Source organism: Massilia litorea (assembly GCF_015101885.1).
Classification (GTDB): Bacteria; Pseudomonadota; Gammaproteobacteria; order Burkholderiales; family Burkholderiaceae_D; genus Telluria; species Telluria litorea.
Window position 1 is genome coordinate 3,022,907 of sequence record NZ_CP062941.1, and the last position, 22,603, is coordinate 3,045,509.

Below are 22,603 nucleotides of genomic sequence, written 5' to 3' on the forward strand. Positions count from 1 at the left end.
GTGGCTTGCCTACACCCCCACCGTCTCCCGCAACGGCGCCGCATGCTCGTGATGCGAGCGCGCATGCAGCAGGTGGCGCTGCAGCGTCGCGCGCGTGCTCTCGCCGATGGCGCGCCAGTATTCGCGGCGCTGGGCGGCACGCTTGCGGTGCTTCGAGGGCATGTCGGCCAGCGGTTTCAGGTAGAAGGGCAGGGCGACCAGCCAGGCCCTGCCGGGCAGTTCGACGCCGCCCAGGATCTTCCAGAAGCCGTCATAGGCATTCACGAACTGCTTGACCTCCTCCGGATCCCAGGCGATATGCGAGGTGGCCTTCACGGCCAGGACCTGCTCCAGGCCGACCGCCTGCGCCAGGCCCTGCATCGCCGCGAAGCAGAAGAAGCTCGGCGAATTGTTCGGGAAGCCGGTCTCGAAGGCGTCGAAGGCCTCGCCCGAGTCGGTCCAGCGGCCCTGGTTGCGCGCGATGAAAGGTACGAGCGAAGGCCCGGCCGCTGCCGGCACGCCGGCGATCGCAGCGTCGATCCACGAAAAGGACAGGCGGTGCAGCACCTTGCCGTCGGCGATCAGCGCGATCGTCAGGTCGCCCTCGGCATTCATGCGCGAGGCCATCTCGAGCCGGATCAGGAAGGCGTGTTCGCCGACGCCGTGCTGCCACAGGGTCAGGCCGCCCTCGGCATACACGGCCGCCTTGTAGGCCGCGTCGAAGGTCGCCTCTTCGAAGCGGTAGTGCGACAGCACGCATTGCACGCGCTGGCGTGCGCTCAGACCCCGCAGCAGGTAGCCGCGGTGGCTCAGGTGGTGAAAGGGGTCGTCGTTCGGCGCGCGCATCACGTGGTTGCGGTAGACGTCGAGCCGGCACAGCGCGGCGTGGGCCCGGTAGTAGCGCAGAACGCGGGCGCTGCGCAGTACCGTCAGCAGCCAGGACGAGAAGGACAGCGCGCTGCGGCGGGCCAGCCAATAACGAGTCAGGTGAGCGAAGATCATGGAACGCTCCGTGGTAGACGGCGGGTTGCGGACAGCTTCATGGTGTCCCAGCCTGCCGGGTCCAGCGGTGAGATTGCTCAATGGAAACAAATTCTCTGTAGCAATATTTTGGACAGGCTCTTCCCCGTCTTGCGTACGCATCGTCAGCATCGTGTCCTGTTCCCAAGTCTGCTTTTCTTGTCGAAAATCTACATTCCCAATTGCAAGATTAGCACGGCGCGCGCGCTGCCTCGCCAAATTCTGCTCCATACTGCCTTTCCCAGGCAGAGGAGGACGCGATGGCATACGAACTGTTCTATTGGTTTAGAATAGTGCACCATGAACCCTACCGCTTTCAGTTACATACGCTGGTCTTCGGCTCCGCAAGGCAAAGGCCACACCGAAGAACGACAGACCGACATCGCCGAGGAATACGCCAAGGCTAAGGGACTAGTCCTCGATACCACGCGCAACATGCGTGACGCTGGCGTATCGGGCTGGTCTGGTAGGAACATCAGCGACGGTGCACTTGGAGCCTTCATCAAGGCGATTGAAGCGGGCGACATTGCCCCCGGCTCCTTCCTTCTAATCGAAGACATCGACCGTCTATCGCGCCTGCCTGTGATGGATGCACTAGCGGTCTTCCAACGGATCATCGGTGCTGGTATCACCATTGTGACGCTCCGTGACAAACAGGAGTACAGCTTGGAGCGGCTGAAAGAAGACTGGACACCGCTTATGCCGATCCTGTTTGCAATGGCACGCGGGCATGGCGAGAGCGAGCGTAAGTCCGACCTTATCGGCAAGGCATGGCGAAATAAGAAATTAGCAGCAGCCAGCGAGGCCCGTACTCCCATCGGCGACAACGCGCCTATGTGGCTGAGCTACTCCCCAGATAAGGGCTATACGCTGAAAGAGAAATGGACGCCGATAATCGAGAGAATGTTTCAGTTGTACATCGACGGTCACGGCCTGATAGCGATTTCACACATTCTGAACGATGAAGGGGTACGCACTTCCCGTGGAGGCATATGGGGGCCGAGCAGCTTGGACAGGGTGCTTAATAACCGTTCTGTAATTGGCGAGTACCAGCCTCGCACTAGGAAAGGTAAAGTGCGAGAGAACGCCGGGAACCCCATCCCCCGGTACTACCCGCCAGCCATTGACGAGGAAACTTTCTACCGTGCCCAGCGTGTACGCGAGAGCAGGAACAGAACAGGTACGTCCAAGCAGTCGAAGAACTTCAATCTTTTTCAGGGAATAGGGCAGTGCCGCTTATGCGGTTCGACGCTTCATTCAGTGAGCAAGGGTGCACCGCCGAAGAATCACACCTACCTTCGCTGTTCCTCCGCGAAGAAGCGAGTATGCAAGGCCGGGTACATACGACTTGATGCGGCGGAAGCGGTATTCCGGGAAGTGTTAGCCAAGATCGAATCTGCAAAATCACTCGTCCATGACGCCAGTGCCGAGCTTGTACGCCAGCAGTCCGAGCTAAGAGGCCGGATAGACGAGCATCGCCAGCACTTGAAGCAGCTTGTCGAAGTCCTGCAAACGAACACATCCAGCACGATCCTAGGCGAAGTGGTACGGCGTGAAACGGCGATCACCGACCTGACGAAGCAAGTAGACGAAATCTCGCTGGCGCTGGCGAGTAATGCGATAACCGACAAGGAATCGTTCTTCGCCTCGCTCGATCTAGTCTCGTACGAAGGCCGCAACCGGGCGAATGCACTGCTTAAAGAACTACACATCACCATCCGGGTAGCAACCGAGAAGCCCCACCGCTACCACGTCTATCAGGACGAGGAACCATTGTTCGATCTGGTCAAGCGGGCAGATAAGGAAAAGCCGGTGTTCTACCCTGCCAATAATAAGCAAAGGGCAATCATCATGCGGCAGGAAGGTACGTTCACACCCCTAATTAACTTTGATGAAGACGCTTTCGACGGAGACGCGGAAGGCGAGCAGTACGAGAACGAAGGGTACGACAGCCGGGAATGGTACTAGCAGCAACCAGCACCAGCCCACGGCAAGCTACCGCCCCTTTCCAGATAGCCGGATTTACTTAGAATCGGCTCGCGTTCGATTATCGAAAACGCTAGGGAATTTGCACGAATACAGGCTCCGGCGACGGTACGCATAGGGATATACCGTCACGAGTGTATGTAATAGCCGGTTCGTTACAATACGTTACAAATTAGTTTACCCATTATACCTTAAAGTGTGCTAGCAGCTATTGACAGCAAGCTACTTTGGGTGTATACTCACAGGGTAACTAAGTCTTGCGCACCGTGATCGTACCTGCGTGCCACGACCCCTTAATCCCCTGAAAATCTGAACTGGTAGCAATCCCGCTATCCGTTCGTCCATACGAAAGGAAGTAACAGAATGACAACGCAATTCGCTCGCCCTGAATTTGGCAAGCCACTACGAACCCCGGACTACTACGTGCAGTGCCGGGCATACGTCGCATCCCTCCGCTCGACTACTACCATGCGCGAGATTGCAAGAAAGATGAACCAACTAGGCTGGACGACTCCAATGGGCCTATCTTGGACGCGTCAAGCAGTAATGAACCTGATGCGTAAGCACCAGACCAAATAAACGAAAAGGAACTCAAACAATGAGCAAACAATCACAAGCAGTTACCACGACCGTAGCCGAGCAGCAGCCCCAAAGCCTGTATGTCATCGGCCCAGTTGCCAACGCGCTGGAACAGGCCAACGCCCATATCCGAGCCGGGTACGTATTCGATACGAACCTGCCCGTAGAATTCTTCGGTGCAACGGGCATGATGAGCTTTACGCTCAAGTTGGGTAGCCCTACCGAACGCTTCATTGAAGCGGCAAAGGTAGCAACGGCTGAGGCCATGCAGGTGCAAGAGGTGCAGCGCCAACGCGACATTGAACGAGCAGCCGCCGAACTAGTAGCGGCCCGTGACCGTGCAGCAGCACAGGCAGCGATCCAAGCGAAAGTGAAAGCAGCGGAAGCCGAGCTTGCTGCGCTCAAAGCAGCAGCAGGGGCCGCATGATGGGCTGCAATACTCGTCTAGTGAATGCCCGAGCAAGGCGCATTGTCATTAAGCGCCCACGGCCAGCAGTGACGGTACAACCAAAAGAAGCACGTACAACGGCGATGATCGCGGCATATCTTCGTGCCATTCAACGGAACAGCCCTATCCCAGCCGTAGAAATCACTTTAAACGCGATTTAAGGCACCTAGGAGCCGTTTAAACGGTTCGGTAAGGGGCAAGCCTACCAAGACCCTTGCAGAGCCTTATAGAGCGTTTAAACGAGTCTAGCCATTCCCGGCAGCGTACCGGGTACTTTTCCCGGCAACATGGTAAAGTCCCGCCCCTCGCATTCGACGAGTTACGGATTAAAAATTCAGCGGGGCAATACGCGAATCCCCTATGATACGCACCTTTTCCGGCCCAAGTCAAGCAAAAGTGGGCTGAATCGGTGCTTCATAGGGCAAATTACCCTATTTATTGCCGAAAAGGAAATTTGATTAAAGATAAGGATTAAGTTGTATCTACCTAGTTAGTAACTATTAAGTTGTAAGACAGGGTAGTTCAACTAAGTAGCCAACCCTACACCCAGCACATTACAAATAAGAGAGAGGAAGACCAAGCATGAAGAAGGACGGAACGTACATTACAGACGCAAACGAAGGCTTGCACAGTCAGGTGAATTACAGGAAGGCGAAGCAGATGCTTCTGACTCACCCCTACACCAACGCAAGGCTGTACCACCTTGTACTGACAGGATCGGAGAGCAGAGAAGATTACAAATGGGCCATTGACCTACTGTGCCGGGAGCTTCGTGCAAACGATATGCCCGTGATGTGGAAAGCCTGCTACGAGCGAGACGAGAAGAAGCGGTTCCACGCGCACTACTTCCTACTGATCGAAGCCCATCACAGAATCCCCTGCCAGATCATGCGGTATCGAAAGGGTGAGTTCCTTGAATCGCGGTTATCGGAGCGTGGCATAGCATTCACCATTGCCCCACCCGGCAAGGAAGTGCACCACTACAAAGGCAAGCAGCAGAACTACGCCTTCGTGCCGAAGAAGGCCAGCCCCAGGCTGGACGACGCGCTTGTCTGGGTCAGTTATTTGTTCAAAATGCGCAGCAAGCAGGACGTAGAAGGCCAGATTTACACTAGCAGCACCAATCGCGGATCGGAGAAGGTACGCCCGGCGAAGGAAGCAGCATGAACGCCGCCGCCATTAAACGGGCGATGTCGTCACATCCGTAATCGCAAACGACCGCAATGTTTGCTCCGCCGTAAGCATGCGGTTCAGACGAAACGGGTCGTCTACTTTTGGGAACTCATGCTGGATCACTGCTTTAGCAACGCCATGCGGAGAGTCATCGTCCGGAGCAAGGTCGATAGTAATTTCTTTCCTACTTGCAACGCCAGCAAGAGTGTAGGAAACACGGTACTTCGTCATAAGGAAGGCTTGCAAGCGTTGATGGTCATCCCCGAATCATAACAGTTTTCCAACTGCCTGTACCGACATACAACTAGGTCAAGCCTGTCGGGAATCGACCGAATTCCACCATCCCTGAAACTACCCAGAATACACTGTTGGAAAATTAGGGGTTGCAATTCCCAACAGTCGAGTATATTCTAACACCCATTGATAACACCCCTAACGAAAGGAAGTACATGAGCATTTTTGCATACGGAAGGGTCAGCCGTTCTGACCAAAGCACCGAGAATCAACGCCTTGAAATTGAATCAGCAGGTTACGCGGTCGATTACTGGTATGCCGACGAAGGCGTTAGCGGTAAGGTATCGGCCATGCAGCGCCCACAGTTCGCTAAGATGCTCGGCCAGATTCGTGACGGTGAGACGCTGGTAGTATCGAAGCTGGATCGTATCGGACGTGACGCCATGGACGTAGCCGCTACGGTCAAGATGCTGAAAGAGCGCAAGATCGAAGTAATCGTTCTGCAACTGGGCAAGCTCGACCTGACCAGCCCAGCCGGTAAGCTGATGATGACGATGCTGGCCGCTGTAGCTGAAATGGAAAGGGACTTGCTAGTAGAACGTACCCACGCCGGACTTGCCCGTGCAAAGGCCGAGGGTAAGACGCTGGGCCGTACTCCGAAGACCACGCCAGAACAACAGGTGAAAATGAAAGCCGACTATGCCAAGGGCGAGACGGTAAGCGCACTGGCCCGCGAGTACAAGGTAAGCCGTGCCACCGTGCTTTCGATTGTAAATGCAGAGAAGGCAGCAGCCTGATAGGCGCTAGGAAGACACCACAGCCCCGCTATGGCACGAACGGGCACGGGTTGATACCAACCCAGCCTGAACGCTCCTAGCCCCTCCTAGAGCCTCTGGTAGATATTTACTTTTCTGGCAACACTTTGTCTTATACCGGCCCCCGCCCTATCAAGTCGCCCGTTCGACCCCGCAGTATTTTCCCTTCCCGGCCCACGGCCGCCCAGAAATACTTTTCTGGATTCTGTACCAGTTCCCTGCACAGACCCTAGTTCAAAATTTGAGTTTTGTATTTTTATCGGCAAAGTCAATTCCGGTAGTGATGTAACCTGATGCTGTATGTACACCCACCGAAGGAGAAATTTATCATGGTGCAATCGTACGAACTGTTCTATTGGCCCGGCATCCAGGGACGGGGCGAATTCGTCCGGCTGGCGCTCGAGGAAGCGGGAGAGGATTACGAAGACGTGGCGCGCGGGCCGGGCGGCACGGACGCGCTGATGGCAGCGCTGAAGGAAGGCCCGACGCCCAGTTTCGCGCCGCCATTCCTGCGTGCCGAAGGCATGACGATCGGCCAGACGGCGGCGATCCTGCTGTATCTGGGCGAGCGCCACGGCCTGGCGCCGCGGGAGCCGGCGGGGCGCCTGTGGACGCATCAGTTGCAGCTGACGATCGCCGACCTGGTCGCCGAGGCCCACGACACGCACCATCCGGTCGGCAGCGGTTTGTACTACGAGGACCAGAAGCAGGAAGCGCTGCGCCGCGCGCAGGATTTCACGTCGGCGCGCATCCCGAAATTCTTCGACTATTTCAGCCGCGTCCTCGGCGAGAAGGATTACCTGCTCGGTCCTGAGCTCACCTATGCCGACCTCTCGCTGTTCCAGGTGCTGGAAGGGCTGGCCTACGCATTCCCGCAAGCGACTGCCCGCGCGCTGGCGCAGCATCCGAACCTGGAGGCGCTGCGGCGGCGCGTTACGGCGCGTCCGCGCATCGCCGCTTATCTGCGTTCGCCGCGCCGGATTCCGTTCAACGACGACGGGATTTTCCGGCGCTATCCGGAACTCGACAGTTGAATCAATCCCAATCCGGCGCGAAGTCCGGGCTGACCAGACGCTCGCCACGATCGAGTGCGTCGATGGCGGCCAGGTCCTCCGTTCCCAGCACCAGTGCGCGCGCCGCCAGGTTGCTCGCCAAATTCTCGCGCCGGGTCGAGGATGGGATGACCGTGTAGCCCCGCGCCAGCAGCCAGGCCAGCGTGACCTGGGCGGCTGTCGCGTTCCGGCGCGCCGCGATCCTGCCGATGACCGGGTCGGCGAGTACCTTGCCATAGGCGAGCGGCATGTAGGCCGTCAGGGGAATGCCGTGTTCGCGGGCGAAGGCGGCCACCGTGCGGTTCTGCAGGTAAGGATGAAGTTCGACCTGGTTGGTGGCGATGTTCGCCGCCCCGACTGCATCGATCGCTTCCTTCACCAGCGGGATCGTGAAGTTCGAGACGCCGATCGCGCGCGTCAGGCCCAGGTCCCGCGCTGCGAGCAGCGCCGCCATCGATTCGGCCACCGGCACCGCGCGGCTTGGGGACGGCCAGTGGACCAGGGTGAGGTCGAGCCGTTCGAGGCGCAGCTTGCGCAGGCTTTCCTTCAGGCTGGGGATCAGGGCGTCGCCGGCCAGGTGTTCGGTCCAGATCTTGGTGGTGACGAAGACCTCGCCGCGCGGCACGCCGCTCTCCGCCAGGGCCTGGCCGACTTCAGCCTCGTTGCCGTAGATCTGGGCGGTGTCGATGTGGCGGTAGCCGAGGTCGAGGGCGTTGGCGACGCTGTCGATGGCGGCCTGGCCTTGCAGGCGGAAGGTGCCGGCGCCGATGAGGGGCATGTGCATGATGGATCCTTTTTCAGAAATTAAACGAGTTCCGCTTCCTTGGCGGCGGCCTGCGTGCGGCCGCCATCGGACGAGTCGCGCCGGTCGAGCCGGCCCGCCAGCGTGGTCAGTGCCAGCGCGCCGACCACGACCAGGGCGCCGATCGGCGGCGTCGCCATCAGGCCGAGGTGCTTGAGCGCCATGCCGCCGCCCCAGGCGCCGAGCGCGATGCCGAGGTTGAAGGCGGCGATGTTCAGGCCCGAGGCCATGTCCACCGCCTGCGGCACGTCGCGCTCGGCGCGCTGCACGACATACAGCTGCAGGGCCGGCACGTTGCCGAAGGCGACCGCGCCCCAGGCCAGCACGGTGGCCACGACCAGCACCGGATGCGGCGCGGTAAAGCTCAGGACGGCGAGTACGGCGGCCAGCAGCGCGAACACGATCTGCAATGCGCGCACCGGGCCCTTCCGGTCGGCCAGGCGTCCGCCCCAGATATTTCCGACCGCCACCGACACGCCATAGACCAGCATCACCAGGCTGACGCTGCCCGGTGCAAAGCCGGCCACGTCCTGCAGGATCGGCGCGAGATAGGTGAAGGCGATGAATGTACCGCCATAGCCGAGCGTGGTGATCGCATACACGAGCAGCAGGCGCGGCTGTTTCAGGACGGCGAACTGGCTGCCGAGACTGGCCGGCTTGGCACCGGCGATGTTGGCGGGAACCAGCAACGCGCTGCCGATCATCGCGACGATGCCCAGCGCGGCGACCGCCAGGAAGGTCGACTGCCAGCCGAATTGCTGCCCGATCCAGGTTCCCAGCGGCACGCCGGTGACCAGGGCAACGGTCAAGCCCGTAAACATCAGGGCGATCGCGCTGGCCGCCTTTTCCTTCGGCACCAGACTGGTGGCGATGGTCGAGCCGATCGAGAAGAAGACGCCGTGTGCGAGGCCGGTCAGCACGCGCGCGGCCATCAGGGCGCCGTAGCCGGGCGCGATCGAGGCGACCAGGTTGCCGGCGGTGAACAGCAGCATCAGGCCGATCAATAACTTCTTGCGCGGGACGCGGGCGGTGAGGGCGGTCAGCAGCGGCGCGCCGACGGCAACGCCGAGCGCATACATGCTCACCAGCAGGCCGGCGGAAGGGACGGACACGCCGAGGCTGGCGGCCACGTCGGGAATCAGCCCGACGATGACGAATTCGGTGGTGCCGATGGCAAAGGCGCTCAGGGTAAGCGCCCACAGGGCGAGTGGCATGATTTCTCCAGAAATGGGGGACAGGCACGCAGTCTGAAGGAGTCACCGCCGGAGAAAAATCCCTTGCCGTACAATATACTTTTGCTTGGGAGTCAATAATGATCGACGTAGACGCCCTGATTGCATTTGCCGCCGTCATGGATACGGGGTCGTTTTCCGGCGCCGCCGTCCGCCTCGACCAGACGCCCTCGGGCGTCTCGCGCACGATCGCGCGCCTGGAAAAGCATCTCGGCCTGACCTTGCTGCACCGGACCACGCGCCGCCTGCAGCTCACCGACGAGGGCGCCTGGTTTCTGGAGCGGACGCGCACCCTGCTGGCCGACCTGGCCAGTACCGAGGCCGAGGCGGCCGCGCGCCGCTCCCAGCCCTCGGGCCTGGTGCGCGTGAACGCGGCCACGCCCACGCTCGACCATCTGCTGGCGCCGCTGGTGCCGGCCTTTCTCGACGCCTATCCGCTGGTGCAGCTGGAGCTGACGAGCGGGGAGACGGTGGTCGACCTGATCGAGGAGCGCGCCGATATGGCGATTCGCATCGGCACCTTGCCGGACTCGACCTTGAACGCCCGCCGTCTCGGCAGCAGCCGGGTGCAGGTGCTGGCCGCCCCCGCTTATCTGGAACGGTATGGCAGGCCCGGCAGCGTGGCGGAACTGGCGCGCCACCGCCTGCTGGGCTTTTCGAAGCCGGCGACCCTGAACACCTGGCCGCTGGCGCACGCGGGAGCCGAGGGCTATACGATCGCCCCAGGCATCACCGCATCGAGCGGCGAGACGGTGCGCCACCTGGCGCTCGCCGGCGCAGGAATCGCCGCGCTGTCGGAGTTCCTGACGCGCGCCGACCAGGCCGCGGGGCGGCTGGTCCCGGTACTGGAGGAAGCGACCCTGGCATGGTCGCAGCCGGTCTGGGCCGTCTTCTACAAACAGGGTGCGCTGGCGCCGCGCGTGGCGGCGCTGGTCGATTTCCTGGCGCGCGAACTGGAAGCGGTGCTGGGCGGCCGGTCCTGATGCGGCCTGGCGCAGCGCAGCATGGATTCTCATTGCACGAACTTCCAACTGGCGCTACGCTCATACGGCAGCACTGTATAAAAACCCATGACTATCCATCCATCCTGAAAGGAACAGCGCCATGAATTCCGAGGTCAAACCGGTCGAAGAGGGCATGCACACGGTCACCCCCCATCTCGTCTGCGCCAATTGTGCAGAGGCAATCGAGTTCTACAAGAAGGCCTTTGGCGCCATCGAAGTCATGCGCTCGCCGATGCCGGACGGGAAAATCGGCCATGCCCAGCTGCGTATCGGCGACTCGCCCCTGTTCCTGGCCGACGAATTCCCGGACTACGGCTCCCACAGCCCGCTGAGCCTGAAGGGCAGCCCGGTGACGATCCACCTGTCGGTGCCGAACGTGGACGAGATCTGGAACAACGCCAAGGCGGCCGGCGCCACCGTGCGCATGGAACTGGCCGACATGTTCTGGGGCGACCGCTACGGCCAGCTCGACGATCCTTTCGGCCACCGCTGGTCGATGGCCACGCATATCCGCGACGTGTCGCCCGCCGAGATGGAAGAGGCAATGAAGGCGATGGGAACCGACTGCGCCTGAGCGGTTTGCGCGGGCGCGCCTGAGCTCACAGTCAGATCGTGCCCGCCGCGTGCAGGTGCTCGTACAGGATCAGGCTGCCGATCACGATCAGCACCACGCCGCCGACGATCTCGGCGCGCTTGCCGACCAGGGCGCCCAGGCCGCGCCCCAGCATCACGCCAAGCGTGACCATGATAAAGGTGGCGCAGCCGATCGCGGCGGCGACCACGAAGATGTTGGCGTCGATGAAGGCCAGGCCGGCGCCGACGATCAGGGCGTCGATGCTGGTCGCCACGCCGGTGACGGCCAGGCGCAGGAAGGAGTGGCTGTTCGGCTTTTCTTCTTCCAGCTCGGGTTCGCCCCAGCCCTCGTGGATCATGCGCAGGCCGAGCGCGCCCAGCAGCACGAAAGCGATCCAGTGGTCCCAGGCTTCGACATAGGGGGCAGCAGCGTTGCCGAGCACCCAGCCGAGCAGGGGCGTGAGGCCTTCGATGACGCCGAAGATGGCGCCGGTGCGCAGGGCCTCGCGCAGGTGCGGACGTTGCAATGCCGCGCCCTTGCCGACGGCGGCGGCGAAAGCGTCGGTGGACATGGCGAGGGCGAGGGAGGCGGTAGCTACGAAATTCATGGGGTCTTTCCGTCGGGCGAACGCAGAGGCAGGCCCGCGCGGCCCGAACACGCACGCGGACATGCCAAAGGTCTTGCCAACCGAACGGCTGCCCGTACCACGGCGCGCATGTAAACGACGGCGCCGAGTATGTTGATACGGGAACTTCCTGCGCACTGACGTGGCGGAAGCAGGCTACTCCCCAATGGATGGCGGTATTGTAACCGAGGCCGGATGGAAAAGCTCAGCAATTAGGGTCCATGCACGCACACGTGAGCATTTGCACAAGATTGCATCGCCACGTAGACTGGACCGCAGCATGACCGCCGCGGCGCTTTCGACAGCTGGCAGCCGGCGGCGCCGAATCCATTTCAGGAGAACAATTTGGACCACCACGACGACCCCTCGGCACTCGACATCGTGATCGTGCCGCCCACGCACGACCTGGGCGACGGCTTCCAGGTACGGCGCGCCCTGCCCAGCCGCCAGCGGCGCATGGTGGGACCCTTCGTCTTCCTCGACCAGATGGGCCCGCACGTGTTCGAGCCCGGGCGCGGCCTCGACGTGCGGCCCCATCCGCACGTCTGCCTCGCCACCGTCACCTATCTGTTCGACGGCGAGATCCTGCACCGCGACAGCCTCGGCAGCGTGCAGGCGATCCGGCCCGGTGAAGTGAACTGGATGACGGCCGGGCGCGGCATCGTCCACTCGGAGCGCACCGACAGCCTGCTGCGCCAGGGCCGGTCGAATTTGTTCGGCCTGCAATGCTGGGTGGCGCTGCCCTCGAAACACGAGGAAACCGATCCCACCTTCGCCCACATCGAAGCCGGCGCCTTGCCCTTCATCGAAGCGGAGGGCGTCGAAGCGCGCGTCGTGGCCGGCAGCTTCTGGGGGCGGCGCGCGCCGGTCGGCACCTTGTCGGACATGTTCTATGTCGACGTCAGGCTGAAAGCCGGGGCGCGCATCGCGATGCCGCCGGAATACCCGGAACAGGCGATCTATATTGTCGAAGGCCGCCTCGACCTGGGACGCGACGGCGTGTTCGAGCCCGGCCAGCTGGTCGTGCTCAAGCCCGGTGCCGAAGTGATGCTGGGCGCTCCGGGGCCAGGGCCGACACGCATCATGCTGCTCGGCGGCGAGCCGATGGATGGGCCGCGCTTCCTGTCCTGGAATTTCGTCGCCAGTTCCGAGGACCGCATCGAACAGGCCAAGCGCGACTGGAAGGCCGGCGCCTTTCCCCAGGTGCCGGGCGAAACCGAATTCATCCCATTGCCGGAGTCACAGGGTAAGCCCGTACGTTATCCTTGAAATAAGTCCCCTCCAGCAAGACTGGAACCGGCGCGCTATGATCCAGGGCTCATCCATATCAAAGGAGCAAGCCGTGCGCCGGATTCTCAACCTGATCGACCAGCCAGACGCGAAGGTGGCAGCATGAACGCCGCCGACGTCCAGCGCATCGCCGCCTTTTCCGACGGCCAGCAGGGCGGCAACCCGGCCGGGGTCTGGATCGGCGACGCCCTGCCGCCCGACTCCACGATGCAGCGCATCGCCCACGAAATCGGCTACTCGGAGACCGCCTTCGCCGCGCCGCTCGGCGATGGCTGGCGGGTGCGCTATTTTTCTCCCGAATCCGAGGTGCCGTTCTGCGGGCACGCCACCATCGCGCTCGGCGCCGCGCTGGCCGCCAGCCATGGCGACGGCGTCTATCCGCTGGCGCTGAACGATGCCGCCATCACGGTCGAGGGCCGGCGCAGCATCCAGCCCGGCGGCGCCGTGCTGACCTCGGCCGCGCTGCAGTCGCCGCCGACCCGCAGCGCACCCGCTCCGGAGGCGGTCGTCGCGCGCGCGCTGGCCCTGTTCGGGTACCAGCCCGAGGACCTCGATCCGCGCATCCCGCCGGCCCTGGCCCATGGCGGGGCAGGGCACCTGGTGCTGGCGCTGCGCAACCGCGCGCTGCTGGCGGCCATGCGCTACGAGCTCGACGCGGGGCGGCAGTTCATGCGCGAACTCGGCATCGTCACCGTCGTGCTGGTGTTCGCGGAAAGCACCACGCTTTTCCATACGCGCAATCCATTTGCCTCCGGCGGCGTCTACGAGGACCCGGCCACCGGCGCCGGCACCGCGGCACTGGCGGGCTATCTGCGCGACCTCGACTGGCCGCATGGCGGCGCCATCGACATCGTGCAGGGCGAAGACATGGGCATGCGCTCGCGCCTGCGCGCCGAGATCGGACCGGAGGCGGGCGGATCGATCCGGCTCTCGGGCACGGCCAGGTCCTTGCAGCGCATGTAAGTACGACAAGACGGCCTGTGGCTTGTTGTACTGACTCTTAATTGTTATGAAATTTGAATTAAGGGGGAAAAGCCCGCTTGCTCAACAGTTAGATATTTCTCCAAAGATTGATAATTGTCACAAGTCAAGTGTTTTCCCCCAACATTCAAGGAGTTATCGATCATGGAGCTGTGCCAAGCCAACCCAACCGCCCAAGGAAACGCTGATGCGATCCGCCCTTTCGGTGGTCAACAGGGCACGCAGCCAGCGATCGAGCGCCTGCCGTTCACGATTCGCCGGGTCGAAACCGAGGATGATCTGCTGAAGGCGGTGCGCATCCGCCACGCCGCCTACGCACGCCACGTACCGGAGTTTGCACGCACCCTGGCGCTGCCGGAAGCGGCCGACTACGAAAGCGACACCATCGTCCTGCTGGCCGAGTCCAAGCTGGACGGCTCGCCGATGGGCAGCACGCGCATCCGCACCAACCTGTTCCGTCCGCTGGGGGTGGAAGAATCGGTCGAACTGCCGGACTGGCTGCAGGGCCGCCGCCTGGTCGAGGCAACCCGCCTCGGCATCGACGAAGGCCGCACCGGCCGCATGGTCAAGATGGCACTGATCAAGGCCTGCTTCAAGTATTGCCAGCAAAACGATATCGAGTGGTCGGTCGCCACGGGCCGCCCGACCGTGGCGCGCCAGTATGAGCAGCTGCTGTTCTCGGACGTGTTCCCGGGGCAGGGCGCGATTCCGCTGGCGCACGTCGGCAACATCGAGCACCGCGTGATGGCCTTCGAGATCGAGACCTTCGAGGCGCGCTGGGCCGCGGCACGCCATCCGCTGTACAAGTTCTTCTTCGATACCCAGCACCCGGACATCGACGTCGGCCCGAAGGTCGAGCCGCGCCTGACCCGCGTGCGCTTCCCGCAACGTGCCCCGGCAGCGGTCGCCGGCGCGGGCCACCAGGGCGTGGCATTCGCCTGAGCTTCGAGCTCATCAGCGATATTGCATGACGGCATCACGCTAAAGCTGTATCCTTGCGCTTGATCAGACTGCGGAAGCTTCCACCGCAGTTTTTGAGTTGCTTGTGATATTGCCCATGCCCAAATCCTCCGACCCGACACGCAGTCCAGTTTCCCTCATGGCCAACCTGGCCATGGAGCGGGTGCTGCGCGCATTCGCGTATTACCTGATACCGATCGGCATCGGCCTGTTTTCCGTGATCGCCCTGTTGTTCTGGCATAACCAGTACAACGTGACCGAGCCTGCCGGGCTGCCGCTACGCGTGCTGCAGCAGGGAAGCGAAGCCGAGCCGGCCGCCGTCCCGGGCCCGAGCCCGGCGGCGATCCTGGCGCAGATCGGCACCCAGCCGCCCGTGCCCGGCTTCGACACCAAGCTCAGCGAGCGTCCGGTCTGGTTCAGTTTTTCGCCGATGTCGGCCTCGGTCGAACAGGACGTCATCGAATTCCCCTCGCGCCACGCGCTGTCGATCCGTTGCTGGGACGCCACAACCCTCCGCCCCCTGGGCGAGGCCAGCCGCAGCCATGCGACCGGCGCGATCGATCCGGTCAAAGCCGGCTTCGCGCTGCGCATGGCGCGCCTGCCGTCGCAAGTCCTGTGTAGCGGCACCTTCGCCGGTCCCGCCCGTTTGAGCGTGGCGCAATGGCCATCCGAACAATTCGCCTTGTCGGTCGAGCAATATCACCGCAAGTCGGGGCTGCTCGACGGCGGCATGATCGTGCTGGCCCTGTTCGTACTGCTGACCGCGCTGATCAACCGCCAGCCTTTGTATGTGCTGTTCTCGGGCTGGCTGATCCTGAACCTGCGCATCGGCGCGCTCTCGGCCGGCTGGGACATCCAGTGGCTGGGGCAGAGCATTCCCGCCGACTGGCTGTTGACCTCGCGCTCGGTGACGATCACGCTGTACGGCATCGCGACCCTCACCCTGTACCAGACCCTGCTGCGCGAAAGCCTGGAAGACTTGCGCTATGCGGCCCCGATGCGCGTCATGCAGTGGCTGTGCCTGCCGATGCTGGCGGCGGCCGTGCTGGTTCCTTACCGCGTCTATTTACCGATGCTGTGGGTGATTTGCGCCTGCTGCCTGTCGATGATGACGGTGGGCCTGTTCAAGGTCATCGTCGAATCGCGCAACCGGGTCGCGTCCTGGTTCGCCGCCTCGTTCGCGCTGACCTTCGTCGCCTCGCTGGCCGAGATCGTCTCGGCGGCGCTCGGCATGCACGAAGTCATCGGCGTGATCAACAGCGTGACGGCGGCCCTGGCCTCGAGCCTGCTGGCCGCGCTCGCGGTGGCCGAGCAGATGCGCGCGGAAACGGAAAAGCGCGAGGAAGCCCAGCAAAAGCTGGAGCATGCCTACGAGGCGATGCCGGTCGGCTTGTTCACCCTGGATATGTACGGCCACTTCCAGAGCGCCAATCCGGCGCTGCGCAAGATGCTGGGCGCGGACAATTTCGAGCTCGGCCGTACCGCCTGGCGCCATTTTTTCAGCGAAAATGTCTGGATGGAACTCCATGAGCAGGTGCATGGCCGCAGCGATGCCGAGCTCGAGATCGCCAACCGCGACGGCAGCCGTCGCTTCCTGGTCAGCGCTACCCTGGCGCGCGGACGCATCGAAGGCGTACTGCAGGACGTCACCGAGAAGCACAAGGCCACCGAGCAATTGCGCTTCATGGCCAACAACGATCCGCTGACCAAGGTCTTCAACCGGCGCGGCATCGAGAAGATGTTCGAGGGCGCGGCCACCTCGCTGGCGGCGGGCAAGCCGATGGCGATCGCCTACATCGACCTCGACCGTTTTAAACTGATCAACGACCTGTTCGGCCATGGCGCCGGCGACGAAGTGCTGAAACAAGTCTGCGAGCGCATGGCGATGATGCTGGCCGGCGGCCAGCAGATCGGCCGCGTCGGCGGCGACGAATTCGTCATCGTCATGCCGGACACGGCCATCCCGCTGGCCTCGCTGATCTGCCGCGGCATTGTCGACCGTATCGGCGGCACGCCATACCGGGTCGGCGACAAGGCCTTCCACGTGCGCGGTTCGGTCGGCTTGATCGAAGTGTCGAACGGGATGCCGATGAAGGATGCCATCTCCGCCGCCGACCGCGCCTGCCGCTCGGCCAAGGAATCAAGCGACGGCCTGGTCGTGTACGAACGCAATGCCGCCGCCTTCCACGAGCGCGAAGCCGAGCTGAACCTCGTGGCGCGCCTGCAGGGGCCGAACGCGACCGACGGCCTGTTCCTGGAAATGCAGCCGATCATGTCGCTGAAGAATCCGGGCGAGTCGCTGAATTTCGAGGTGCTGCTGCGCATGCGCGGGCTCGACGGCCGCGTGCTGCCGGCCGGCCCGCTGATCGGCGCGGCCGAGAAGTGCGGACGCGCCAGCGTGATCGACCGCTGGGTGCTGACCACGACCCTGGGCTGGATCGCCGAAAACATCTCGCGCCTGCCGCATACCCGGTTCGTCTGCATGAATTTGTCGGGCGCGTCGCTCAATGACGAGCGCTTCGTGGCCGATACGCTGGAGATCCTGGCCCGCCACGTGCACGTGGCCAGCCGCCTGTGCATGGAAATCACCGAGAGCGTCGCCTTGCACGACCTCGACAACACGCGCCGCTTCATCGACCAGGTGCGCAATTTCGGCGTGAAAGTGGCGCTCGACGACTTCGGCGCCGGCTACACCTCCTTCTCCTACCTGAAGGAACTCCCGGCCGACGTGCTGAAGATCGACGGCCAGTTCGTCGTCAACATCAATGCGCACCCGGCGAACGTGGCGATCGTCGAGGCCATCGTCAGCCTGGCGGTGAATCTGGGCATGAAGACGATCGCCGAGTGGGCCGAGGATGCCGCCACCGTGCAGACCCTGGCCGAGATCGGCGTCGACTATGTACAGGGCTGGGCCGTGGCGCGCTCGCAGCCGCCGGAGCGCATGCTGACCGCCGCCTCGTCGGCCAGCTTCATCCAGGATCCGGAACTGATCGAGATGTTGCCGACGCTGGGGCGCGGCGCCGCGCTGGATCTGCATGGGATCATGAAGCTGCATTGATTCCTGGGGCGCGGTTCGGTGGGCACCCGTGCCCACCAGGCCTACTGGATCGTCGCCAGGGTCGGACGCGCGTGACGGTCGGCATCAATCACCAGCAATTGGGCACGCGCTGCCTTGAGCGTGGCGACATCGCGCGCCAGCGGGCGGTCGGTCTTCACCTCGGCCACACGCGGGCGCCAGGCCTGCTGGCGCTGCAGGGCGTGGGGCGCCTCGTAGCGCTGCACGGCCGGCGAACGGACGTCGGCGGCGGGCTGCGTGCTCTCGCTACCTGCGACGCTGACCAGGCGCGTTGCCTGGGAGCCGCCTTCGCAAGGCTGGTCGGTCAGCGTCACATGACCGCCGGCGTCGACGCATTTCAGAATCTCGGAACCCGCCAGTGCGGCAGGAGCGGCGGCGATTGCCGTAAAAACCAGGGTCAGCTGAGAGGCCAGGCGTTTCATGGCGTCCTCCATCGATATGATGGACCCATTGTCCCAGTCGAGACTGCCTTACTCTGTTAGGTGCTGCACGGTGCGCGGATATTGTCAAAAAAACTACGCATGAGCTCGCTCAGCGGTAGATGGCGGGCGACATTGGCTCAGGGACGCTGGGCAACGAGCTGGATCTCGACCAGATAACCGTAGTGCAGGCCAGGGACCGGCACCACCGCGCGTGCCGGTTTGTGCTCGCCGAACACGCGCGCGTAGATGTTGTTGAAGGCAGGCCAGTGATCGACGCCTGCCAGGTAGGCCGTGCATTGCACGACGTCGTTGAAGCCGCAGCCGGCCGCGCGCAGGACCTGCTCGCATTGCGCAAAGACCGAGTCGCACTGCACCTCGAAGAAGGCATCCTGGGCGACGGTATCCCGGGCCGGGAGGATGCCCGACAGGAAGACCAGGCCGCCGGCCGCCACCGCCTGCGAATAGTGTCCGGCGGGCGGCGGCAGTTCGGCCGACTGGATGAATTCCATCAGGCCACCAGCTCGCCAAAGCGCGACAGGTCGACGTTGCCGCCGCTGATCAACACGCCGACGCGCTTGCCCGCCACCGGCACCACGCCGCACAGGGCCGCCGCTGCGCCCAGGCAACCGGTCGGCTCGACGACCATCTTCATCCGTTCGGCGAAGAATTTCATGGTCTCGACCAGCTGCGCATCGGTCACCGTCACGATGTCGTCGACGCGGCGCCGGATCACCTCGAAATTGTGCTCGCCCACATGGGTCACCATGGCGCCGTCGGCGATCGTCTTCGGCACGCCGATGTGGACGATTTCGCCTTTGCGCAAGGACTGCTGGCCGTCGTTGCCCGCTTCCGGCTCGACGCCGATCACCTTGCAATCGGGAGACAAGCCGCTCGCCGCCAGTGCGCTGCCGGCCAGCAGGCCGCCGCCGCCGAGCGGCACCAGCAGGATGTCGAGCGGACCCACGTCTTCGAACAGTTCCCTGGCCGCCGTGCCCTGGCCGCAGATCACGTCCGGATGGTCGTAGGGCGGAATCAGGGTCATGCCGCGCTCGGCTGCCAGGCGGTTCGCGATCTCTTCGCGGTTTTCCGTGTAGCGGTCGTAGAAGATCACTTCGCCGCCGTATTCCTTCGTCGCCTGGACCTTCAGGGCCGGCGCGTCGTTCGGCATGATGATGGTGGCGCGGATGCCGGCCAGGCGCGCCGACAGGGCGATCGCCTGTGCGTGGTTCCCCGACGAGAAGGTCAGCACGCCGGCCGCGCGCTGGGCGTCCGTGAAGCGCGCGATGGCATTGAAGGCGCCGCGGAATTTGAAGGCGCCCATGCGCTGGTAGTTCTCGCACTTGAAGAACAGCCTGGCGCCCGTGCGGGCGTCGGCGGTGGCCGAGGTCAGTACCGGCGTGCGGTGGGCGGCGCCTGCGAGGCGCGCGGCGGCCTGTTCGACGTCGCTGTATTGGAGCATGGATTCGGTCATGGGAATAAAGAGCGGGAGAATGATCAGGAGGCGAGGGGCAGCGCCAGTTGCACCAGCAGCCCGCCGCCTTCGCGGTTGCGTACCGTCAGCTCCGCATTGTGGCGGCTGACGACGCGTTCGACAATCGCCAGGCCCAGGCCCGCGCCGTTCGCCTGGCCGCGCGCCGTATCCAGGCGCGTGAAGGGTTTCAGCAGCTGGTTGATCTGGTCGTCCGGCACGCCGGGGCCGTGGTCCGCGATCTCGACGACCGCGCGCCGGCCCTGGGCCGTGGTGCGCACGTGGCAGGCGAAATCGAGCTGCGTGAATTCCTCGCCCGGGGTGCGGCCGTAGCGGCGCGCGTTCTCGACGACGTTGTTGATCACGCGGCGCAGGTCGATCTCGTTGCCGAGTACCTGCACGTCGTCTTCGATGTCGGTCGATACGCGCATGCCGGGCAGGCGGGTCGCATGCTGGGCGCAGTCGGCCAGCAGGTGCGAGACTTCCACCGGCACGAAGCTGGAGGCTTCGGTCGGCTTGGCGTAGTCGAGGAACTGGCCGATGATCGCGTCCATCTGGGCGATGTCCGACTGCATGCCTTCGCGCGCATCCGTCGACAGGCTCGCCATCTCGAGTTCGAGCTGCATGCGCGCCAGCGGCGTGCGCAGGTCGTGCGAGATGCCGGCCAAAATCACGGCGCGGTCCTTTTCGACCTGCGCCAGGTCTTCGACCATCTGGTTGAAGCTGCGGTTGGCCTCGATGATCTCGCGCGAGCCTTTCTCGGGCAGCGGCGCGGGGCGCTCGCCCTTGGCGATCACGCGCGCCGCGGCCGTCAGGCGCGCCAGCGGCAGGTTGATCAGGCTCGAGATGAAGGCAGCGCCCAGCAGCGACATGATGCCCACCACACTGGCCCAGCCGAACCACTGCACCCGCGTCAGGCCCGCGATGCGTTCGCGTTCCAGCATCAGCCAGTATTCGTCGTCCTCGATGTTGAAGCTGATGTAGAAGCCCGGCACGCCGTTCACGCGGCTGGAGAAGCGGGTCTGCGGGCCGAGTTTTTCGCGCACGGCGGCGGCGATCTCGGGCATCAGGGCGTTCGACGGCGGCGGATCGACCTTGTCGGTGTCTTCCAGCGCGAAGATGCGGATGCCTTCGTTCGACACCAGTTCGAGCAGCAGTTCGCGCCGCAGGTCGGGCGCCGAATGGGTCAGCGCCGCCTTGGTGATGGTGACCACCGAGACCACCAGTTCGGCCGTCTGCTGCACCTGCGGACCGCGCTGGAACACGTTGAGCATGCCGATCCAGGAGCCCATCGACAGCGTCGTGAGCAGGGAGAGCAGGAAGAAGGTGCGCCAGAACAGCCCGCTGCGCATCCAGTTCATGCGGCCCGGGCGTGGAGACGGAATCGATGCGAGCACTAGCGCGGCTGTCCTTCAGGGATGAACACGTAGCCCAGGCCCCAGACGGTCTGGATGTACAGCGGGCTCGAAGGATCGGGTTCGATCAGCTTGCGCAGGCGCGAGATCTGCACGTCGAGCGAACGGTCGAAGACTTCGTATTCGCGGCCCCTGGCCAGTTCCATCAGCTTCTCGCGCGAGAGCGGCTGGCGCGCATGGCGCGCAAACACCTTCAGCACCGAGAACTCGCCGGTGGTCAGCGGCACCGTCTCGCCGTTTTTCTTGAGCGTGCGGGTGCCGAGATCGAGCACGAACTGGCCGAATTCGAAGGTCTGCGGCGTCTCCGAGGGCGCACCCGGGATTTCGTCCGGACCCTTGCGGCGCAGCACGGCGCCGATGCGGGCCACCAGTTCGCGCGGATTGAAAGGCTTGGGCAGGTAATCGTCGGCGCCCATCTCGAGGCCGACGATGCGGTCCACGTCTTCGCCCTTGGCGGTCAGCATGATGATCGGCGTCTGGTCGCCGGCGCCGCGCAGGCGGCGGCAGATCGACAGGCCGTCCTCGCCGGGCAGCATCAGGTCCAGCACCAGCAGGTCGTAGCGCTCGCGCAGCCAGAGCTTGTTCATCGCCGGCGCGCTTTCGGCCGTGACGACCTGGAAGCCTTGTTCCGTCAGGTAGCGCCGTAGCAGGTCGCGCAGGCGCACGTCGTCGTCGACGACCATGATCTTGGCGCTGTGGCCGCCATTCGTGGCCGTCGTGGCGGTGCCGGAGGCGTTGCCCATATTCGTGTTGGAGGCTGAATTCATATGCTGTTAGTTTGTCAGATTCATATCGCTATGGTAACTTCTGTCCGCGCCGATTTTGGGAATTACAGACAGGGCATTACATTGTGTTACAAACTTTACCCAATCAGTCTTATCCCGGATCCTCGTTCCACATACACTGGGAACCAATGCAACACAGCTTATCCGTTTATCCAGCACCACGGAAGAGGAACACCATGACAAACGCGCTCGACAAAACCAATGCAGCAGCCCAGGCCAAGGGCCGGCTCGCCCGCCTGGCGCGCCAAGGTGTGGCCCTGTGCGTGCTCGTCTGTGCCGGCGTCGGTGCGGCACAGGCACAATACCATGGCCGGCGCGATGACGCCCAATTGCCGCCGCCGCCATCGGCCCGCGTCGATCGGGTCCCGGCACCGGCGCCCCAGCAAGTCGAACAGCCGCGCGAGCAGCGCATGTACGATCAGGTGCGCGAGCAGCAGCGCGCCTACGAAGAGCAGCGCCGCCAGCCTGTCCAGGCGCAGGGAGAGGGTAACCGCGAAGGCGGCCGCCGCGCCGGACGCCTGACGCCGGACGAGCGGCGCGACCTGCGGCGCCAGATCAACGAAGCGGGAATGGACATCTATCCGAACGCGCAGCGGCGCTGAGCCGCACGGGTGTGATCGAAACGAAAGCCGGGCTCAACCCGGCTTTTTTCATGGAACAGGCGCTGCACGTGTTATGCCAGG

The 22,603-nt window shown here is 63.4% G+C and carries 21 protein-coding genes and 1 riboswitch; of the genes, 12 read left to right on the plus strand and 9 right to left on the minus strand.

All coding sequences use genetic code 11. The annotated features are described in order from the left end of the window. Positions 1–9: 9 nt before the first annotated feature. Positions 10–981, minus strand: coding sequence for a DUF535 family protein (locus tag LPB04_RS13525; protein ID WP_193685087.1), 972 nt, complete (start codon positions 979–981; stop codon positions 10–12). 318 nt (positions 982–1,299) lie between these two features. Between LPB04_RS13525 and LPB04_RS13530 the strand changes: the two genes are divergently transcribed. The 5 genes from LPB04_RS13530 to LPB04_RS13550 all read left to right on the plus strand — a co-directional run bounded on the left by LPB04_RS13530 (position 1,300) and on the right by LPB04_RS13550 (position 7,268). After that, a complete protein-coding gene (locus LPB04_RS13530) occupies positions 1,300–2,967 on the plus strand; it encodes a recombinase family protein (protein ID WP_193685088.1) in 1,668 nt (555 codons plus the stop codon). Positions 2,968–3,583: 616 nt separating this feature from the next. Then, a complete protein-coding gene (locus LPB04_RS13535) occupies positions 3,584–3,991 on the plus strand; it encodes a hypothetical protein (RefSeq protein ID WP_193685089.1) in 408 nt (135 codons plus the stop codon). 603 nt (positions 3,992–4,594) lie between these two features. After that, positions 4,595–5,179 carry a hypothetical protein gene (locus LPB04_RS13540; protein ID WP_193685090.1) on the plus strand — a complete coding sequence of 195 codons (585 nt, stop codon included), beginning with the start codon at positions 4,595–4,597 and terminating at the stop codon, positions 5,177–5,179. Between the two features lie 455 nt (positions 5,180–5,634). After that, complete coding sequence (locus LPB04_RS13545; RefSeq protein ID WP_193685091.1) at positions 5,635–6,216, plus strand: recombinase family protein; 582 nt, start codon at positions 5,635–5,637, stop codon at positions 6,214–6,216. 347 nt (positions 6,217–6,563) lie between these two features. Then, a complete protein-coding gene (locus tag LPB04_RS13550) occupies positions 6,564–7,268 on the plus strand; it encodes a glutathione S-transferase (RefSeq protein WP_193685092.1) in 705 nt (234 codons plus the stop codon). Position 7,269: 1 nt separating this feature from the next. Here LPB04_RS13550 and dkgB read toward each other — a convergent pair whose 3' ends face one another. Next, on the minus strand, positions 7,270–8,070 hold the full coding sequence (dkgB, locus tag LPB04_RS13555) for a 2,5-didehydrogluconate reductase DkgB (RefSeq protein ID WP_193685093.1): 801 nt from the start codon (positions 8,068–8,070) through the stop codon (positions 7,270–7,272). Between the two features lie 20 nt (positions 8,071–8,090). After that, a complete protein-coding gene (locus tag LPB04_RS13560; protein WP_193685094.1) occupies positions 8,091–9,302 on the minus strand; it encodes an MFS transporter in 1,212 nt (403 codons plus the stop codon). A gap of 98 nt (positions 9,303–9,400) precedes the next feature. On the opposite strand from LPB04_RS13560, the gene LPB04_RS13565 reads away from it, so the two are divergent. Then, positions 9,401–10,303 carry a LysR family transcriptional regulator gene (locus LPB04_RS13565; protein ID WP_193685095.1) on the plus strand — a complete coding sequence of 301 codons (903 nt, stop codon included), beginning with the start codon at positions 9,401–9,403 and terminating at the stop codon, positions 10,301–10,303. Between the two features lie 121 nt (positions 10,304–10,424). After that, entirely contained in the window at positions 10,425–10,898 is a 474-nt protein-coding gene (locus LPB04_RS13570; RefSeq protein WP_193685096.1) for a VOC family protein, read from the plus strand. A 31-nt stretch (positions 10,899–10,929) separates the two neighbouring features. On the opposite strand, the gene mntP is transcribed toward LPB04_RS13570, so the two are convergent. Then, positions 10,930–11,505 carry a manganese efflux pump MntP gene (gene mntP, locus LPB04_RS13575; RefSeq protein WP_193685097.1) on the minus strand — a complete coding sequence of 192 codons (576 nt, stop codon included), beginning with the start codon at positions 11,503–11,505 and terminating at the stop codon, positions 10,930–10,932. Between the two features lie 6 nt (positions 11,506–11,511). Then, positions 11,512–11,700, minus strand: a riboswitch (yybP-ykoY riboswitch). Positions 11,701–11,868: 168 nt separating this feature from the next. On the opposite strand from mntP, the gene LPB04_RS13580 reads away from it, so the two are divergent. The 4 genes from LPB04_RS13580 (at position 11,869) to LPB04_RS13595 (ending at position 17,812) form a co-directional block, all read left to right on the plus strand. Next, on the plus strand, positions 11,869–12,792 hold the full coding sequence (locus LPB04_RS13580; protein ID WP_193685098.1) for a pirin family protein: 924 nt from the start codon (positions 11,869–11,871) through the stop codon (positions 12,790–12,792). 123 nt (positions 12,793–12,915) lie between these two features. Beyond that, entirely contained in the window at positions 12,916–13,776 is an 861-nt protein-coding gene (locus LPB04_RS13585) for a PhzF family phenazine biosynthesis protein (RefSeq protein ID WP_193685099.1), read from the plus strand. Positions 13,777–13,938: 162 nt separating this feature from the next. Continuing rightward, on the plus strand, positions 13,939–14,736 hold the full coding sequence (locus LPB04_RS13590) for an N-acyl amino acid synthase FeeM domain-containing protein (protein WP_227496402.1): 798 nt from the start codon (positions 13,939–13,941) through the stop codon (positions 14,734–14,736). 115 nt (positions 14,737–14,851) lie between these two features. Next, the gene (locus tag LPB04_RS13595) at positions 14,852–17,812 is read left to right on the plus strand and encodes a putative bifunctional diguanylate cyclase/phosphodiesterase (RefSeq protein WP_227496403.1); all 2,961 of its coding nucleotides are present in this window, start codon (positions 14,852–14,854) and stop codon (positions 17,810–17,812) included. Positions 17,813–17,853: 41 nt separating this feature from the next. Here LPB04_RS13595 and LPB04_RS13600 read toward each other — a convergent pair whose 3' ends face one another. The 5 genes from LPB04_RS13600 to ompR form a co-directional block, all read right to left on the minus strand. Further along, positions 17,854–18,252, minus strand: coding sequence for a DUF4124 domain-containing protein (locus LPB04_RS13600; RefSeq protein WP_193685100.1), 399 nt, complete (start codon positions 18,250–18,252; stop codon positions 17,854–17,856). Positions 18,253–18,389: 137 nt separating this feature from the next. After that, the gene (locus LPB04_RS13605) at positions 18,390–18,761 is read right to left on the minus strand and encodes a RidA family protein (protein WP_193685101.1); all 372 of its coding nucleotides are present in this window, start codon (positions 18,759–18,761) and stop codon (positions 18,390–18,392) included. Further along, a complete protein-coding gene (locus LPB04_RS13610) occupies positions 18,761–19,711 on the minus strand; it encodes a threo-3-hydroxy-L-aspartate ammonia-lyase (protein ID WP_229514963.1) in 951 nt (316 codons plus the stop codon). The genes LPB04_RS13605 and LPB04_RS13610 overlap by 1 nt, the downstream gene beginning before the upstream one ends. A 35-nt stretch (positions 19,712–19,746) precedes the next feature. Next, on the minus strand, positions 19,747–21,081 hold the full coding sequence (locus tag LPB04_RS13615; protein ID WP_193688994.1) for a sensor histidine kinase: 1,335 nt from the start codon (positions 21,079–21,081) through the stop codon (positions 19,747–19,749). A 35-nt stretch (positions 21,082–21,116) separates the two neighbouring features. Then, a complete protein-coding gene (gene ompR / locus LPB04_RS13620) occupies positions 21,117–21,878 on the minus strand; it encodes an osmolarity response regulator transcription factor OmpR (RefSeq protein ID WP_193688995.1) in 762 nt (253 codons plus the stop codon). Between the two features lie 218 nt (positions 21,879–22,096). On the opposite strand from ompR, the gene LPB04_RS13625 reads away from it, so the two are divergent. Continuing rightward, complete coding sequence (locus LPB04_RS13625) at positions 22,097–22,522, plus strand: hypothetical protein (protein WP_193689165.1); 426 nt, start codon at positions 22,097–22,099, stop codon at positions 22,520–22,522. Positions 22,523–22,603 lie beyond the last annotated feature (81 nt).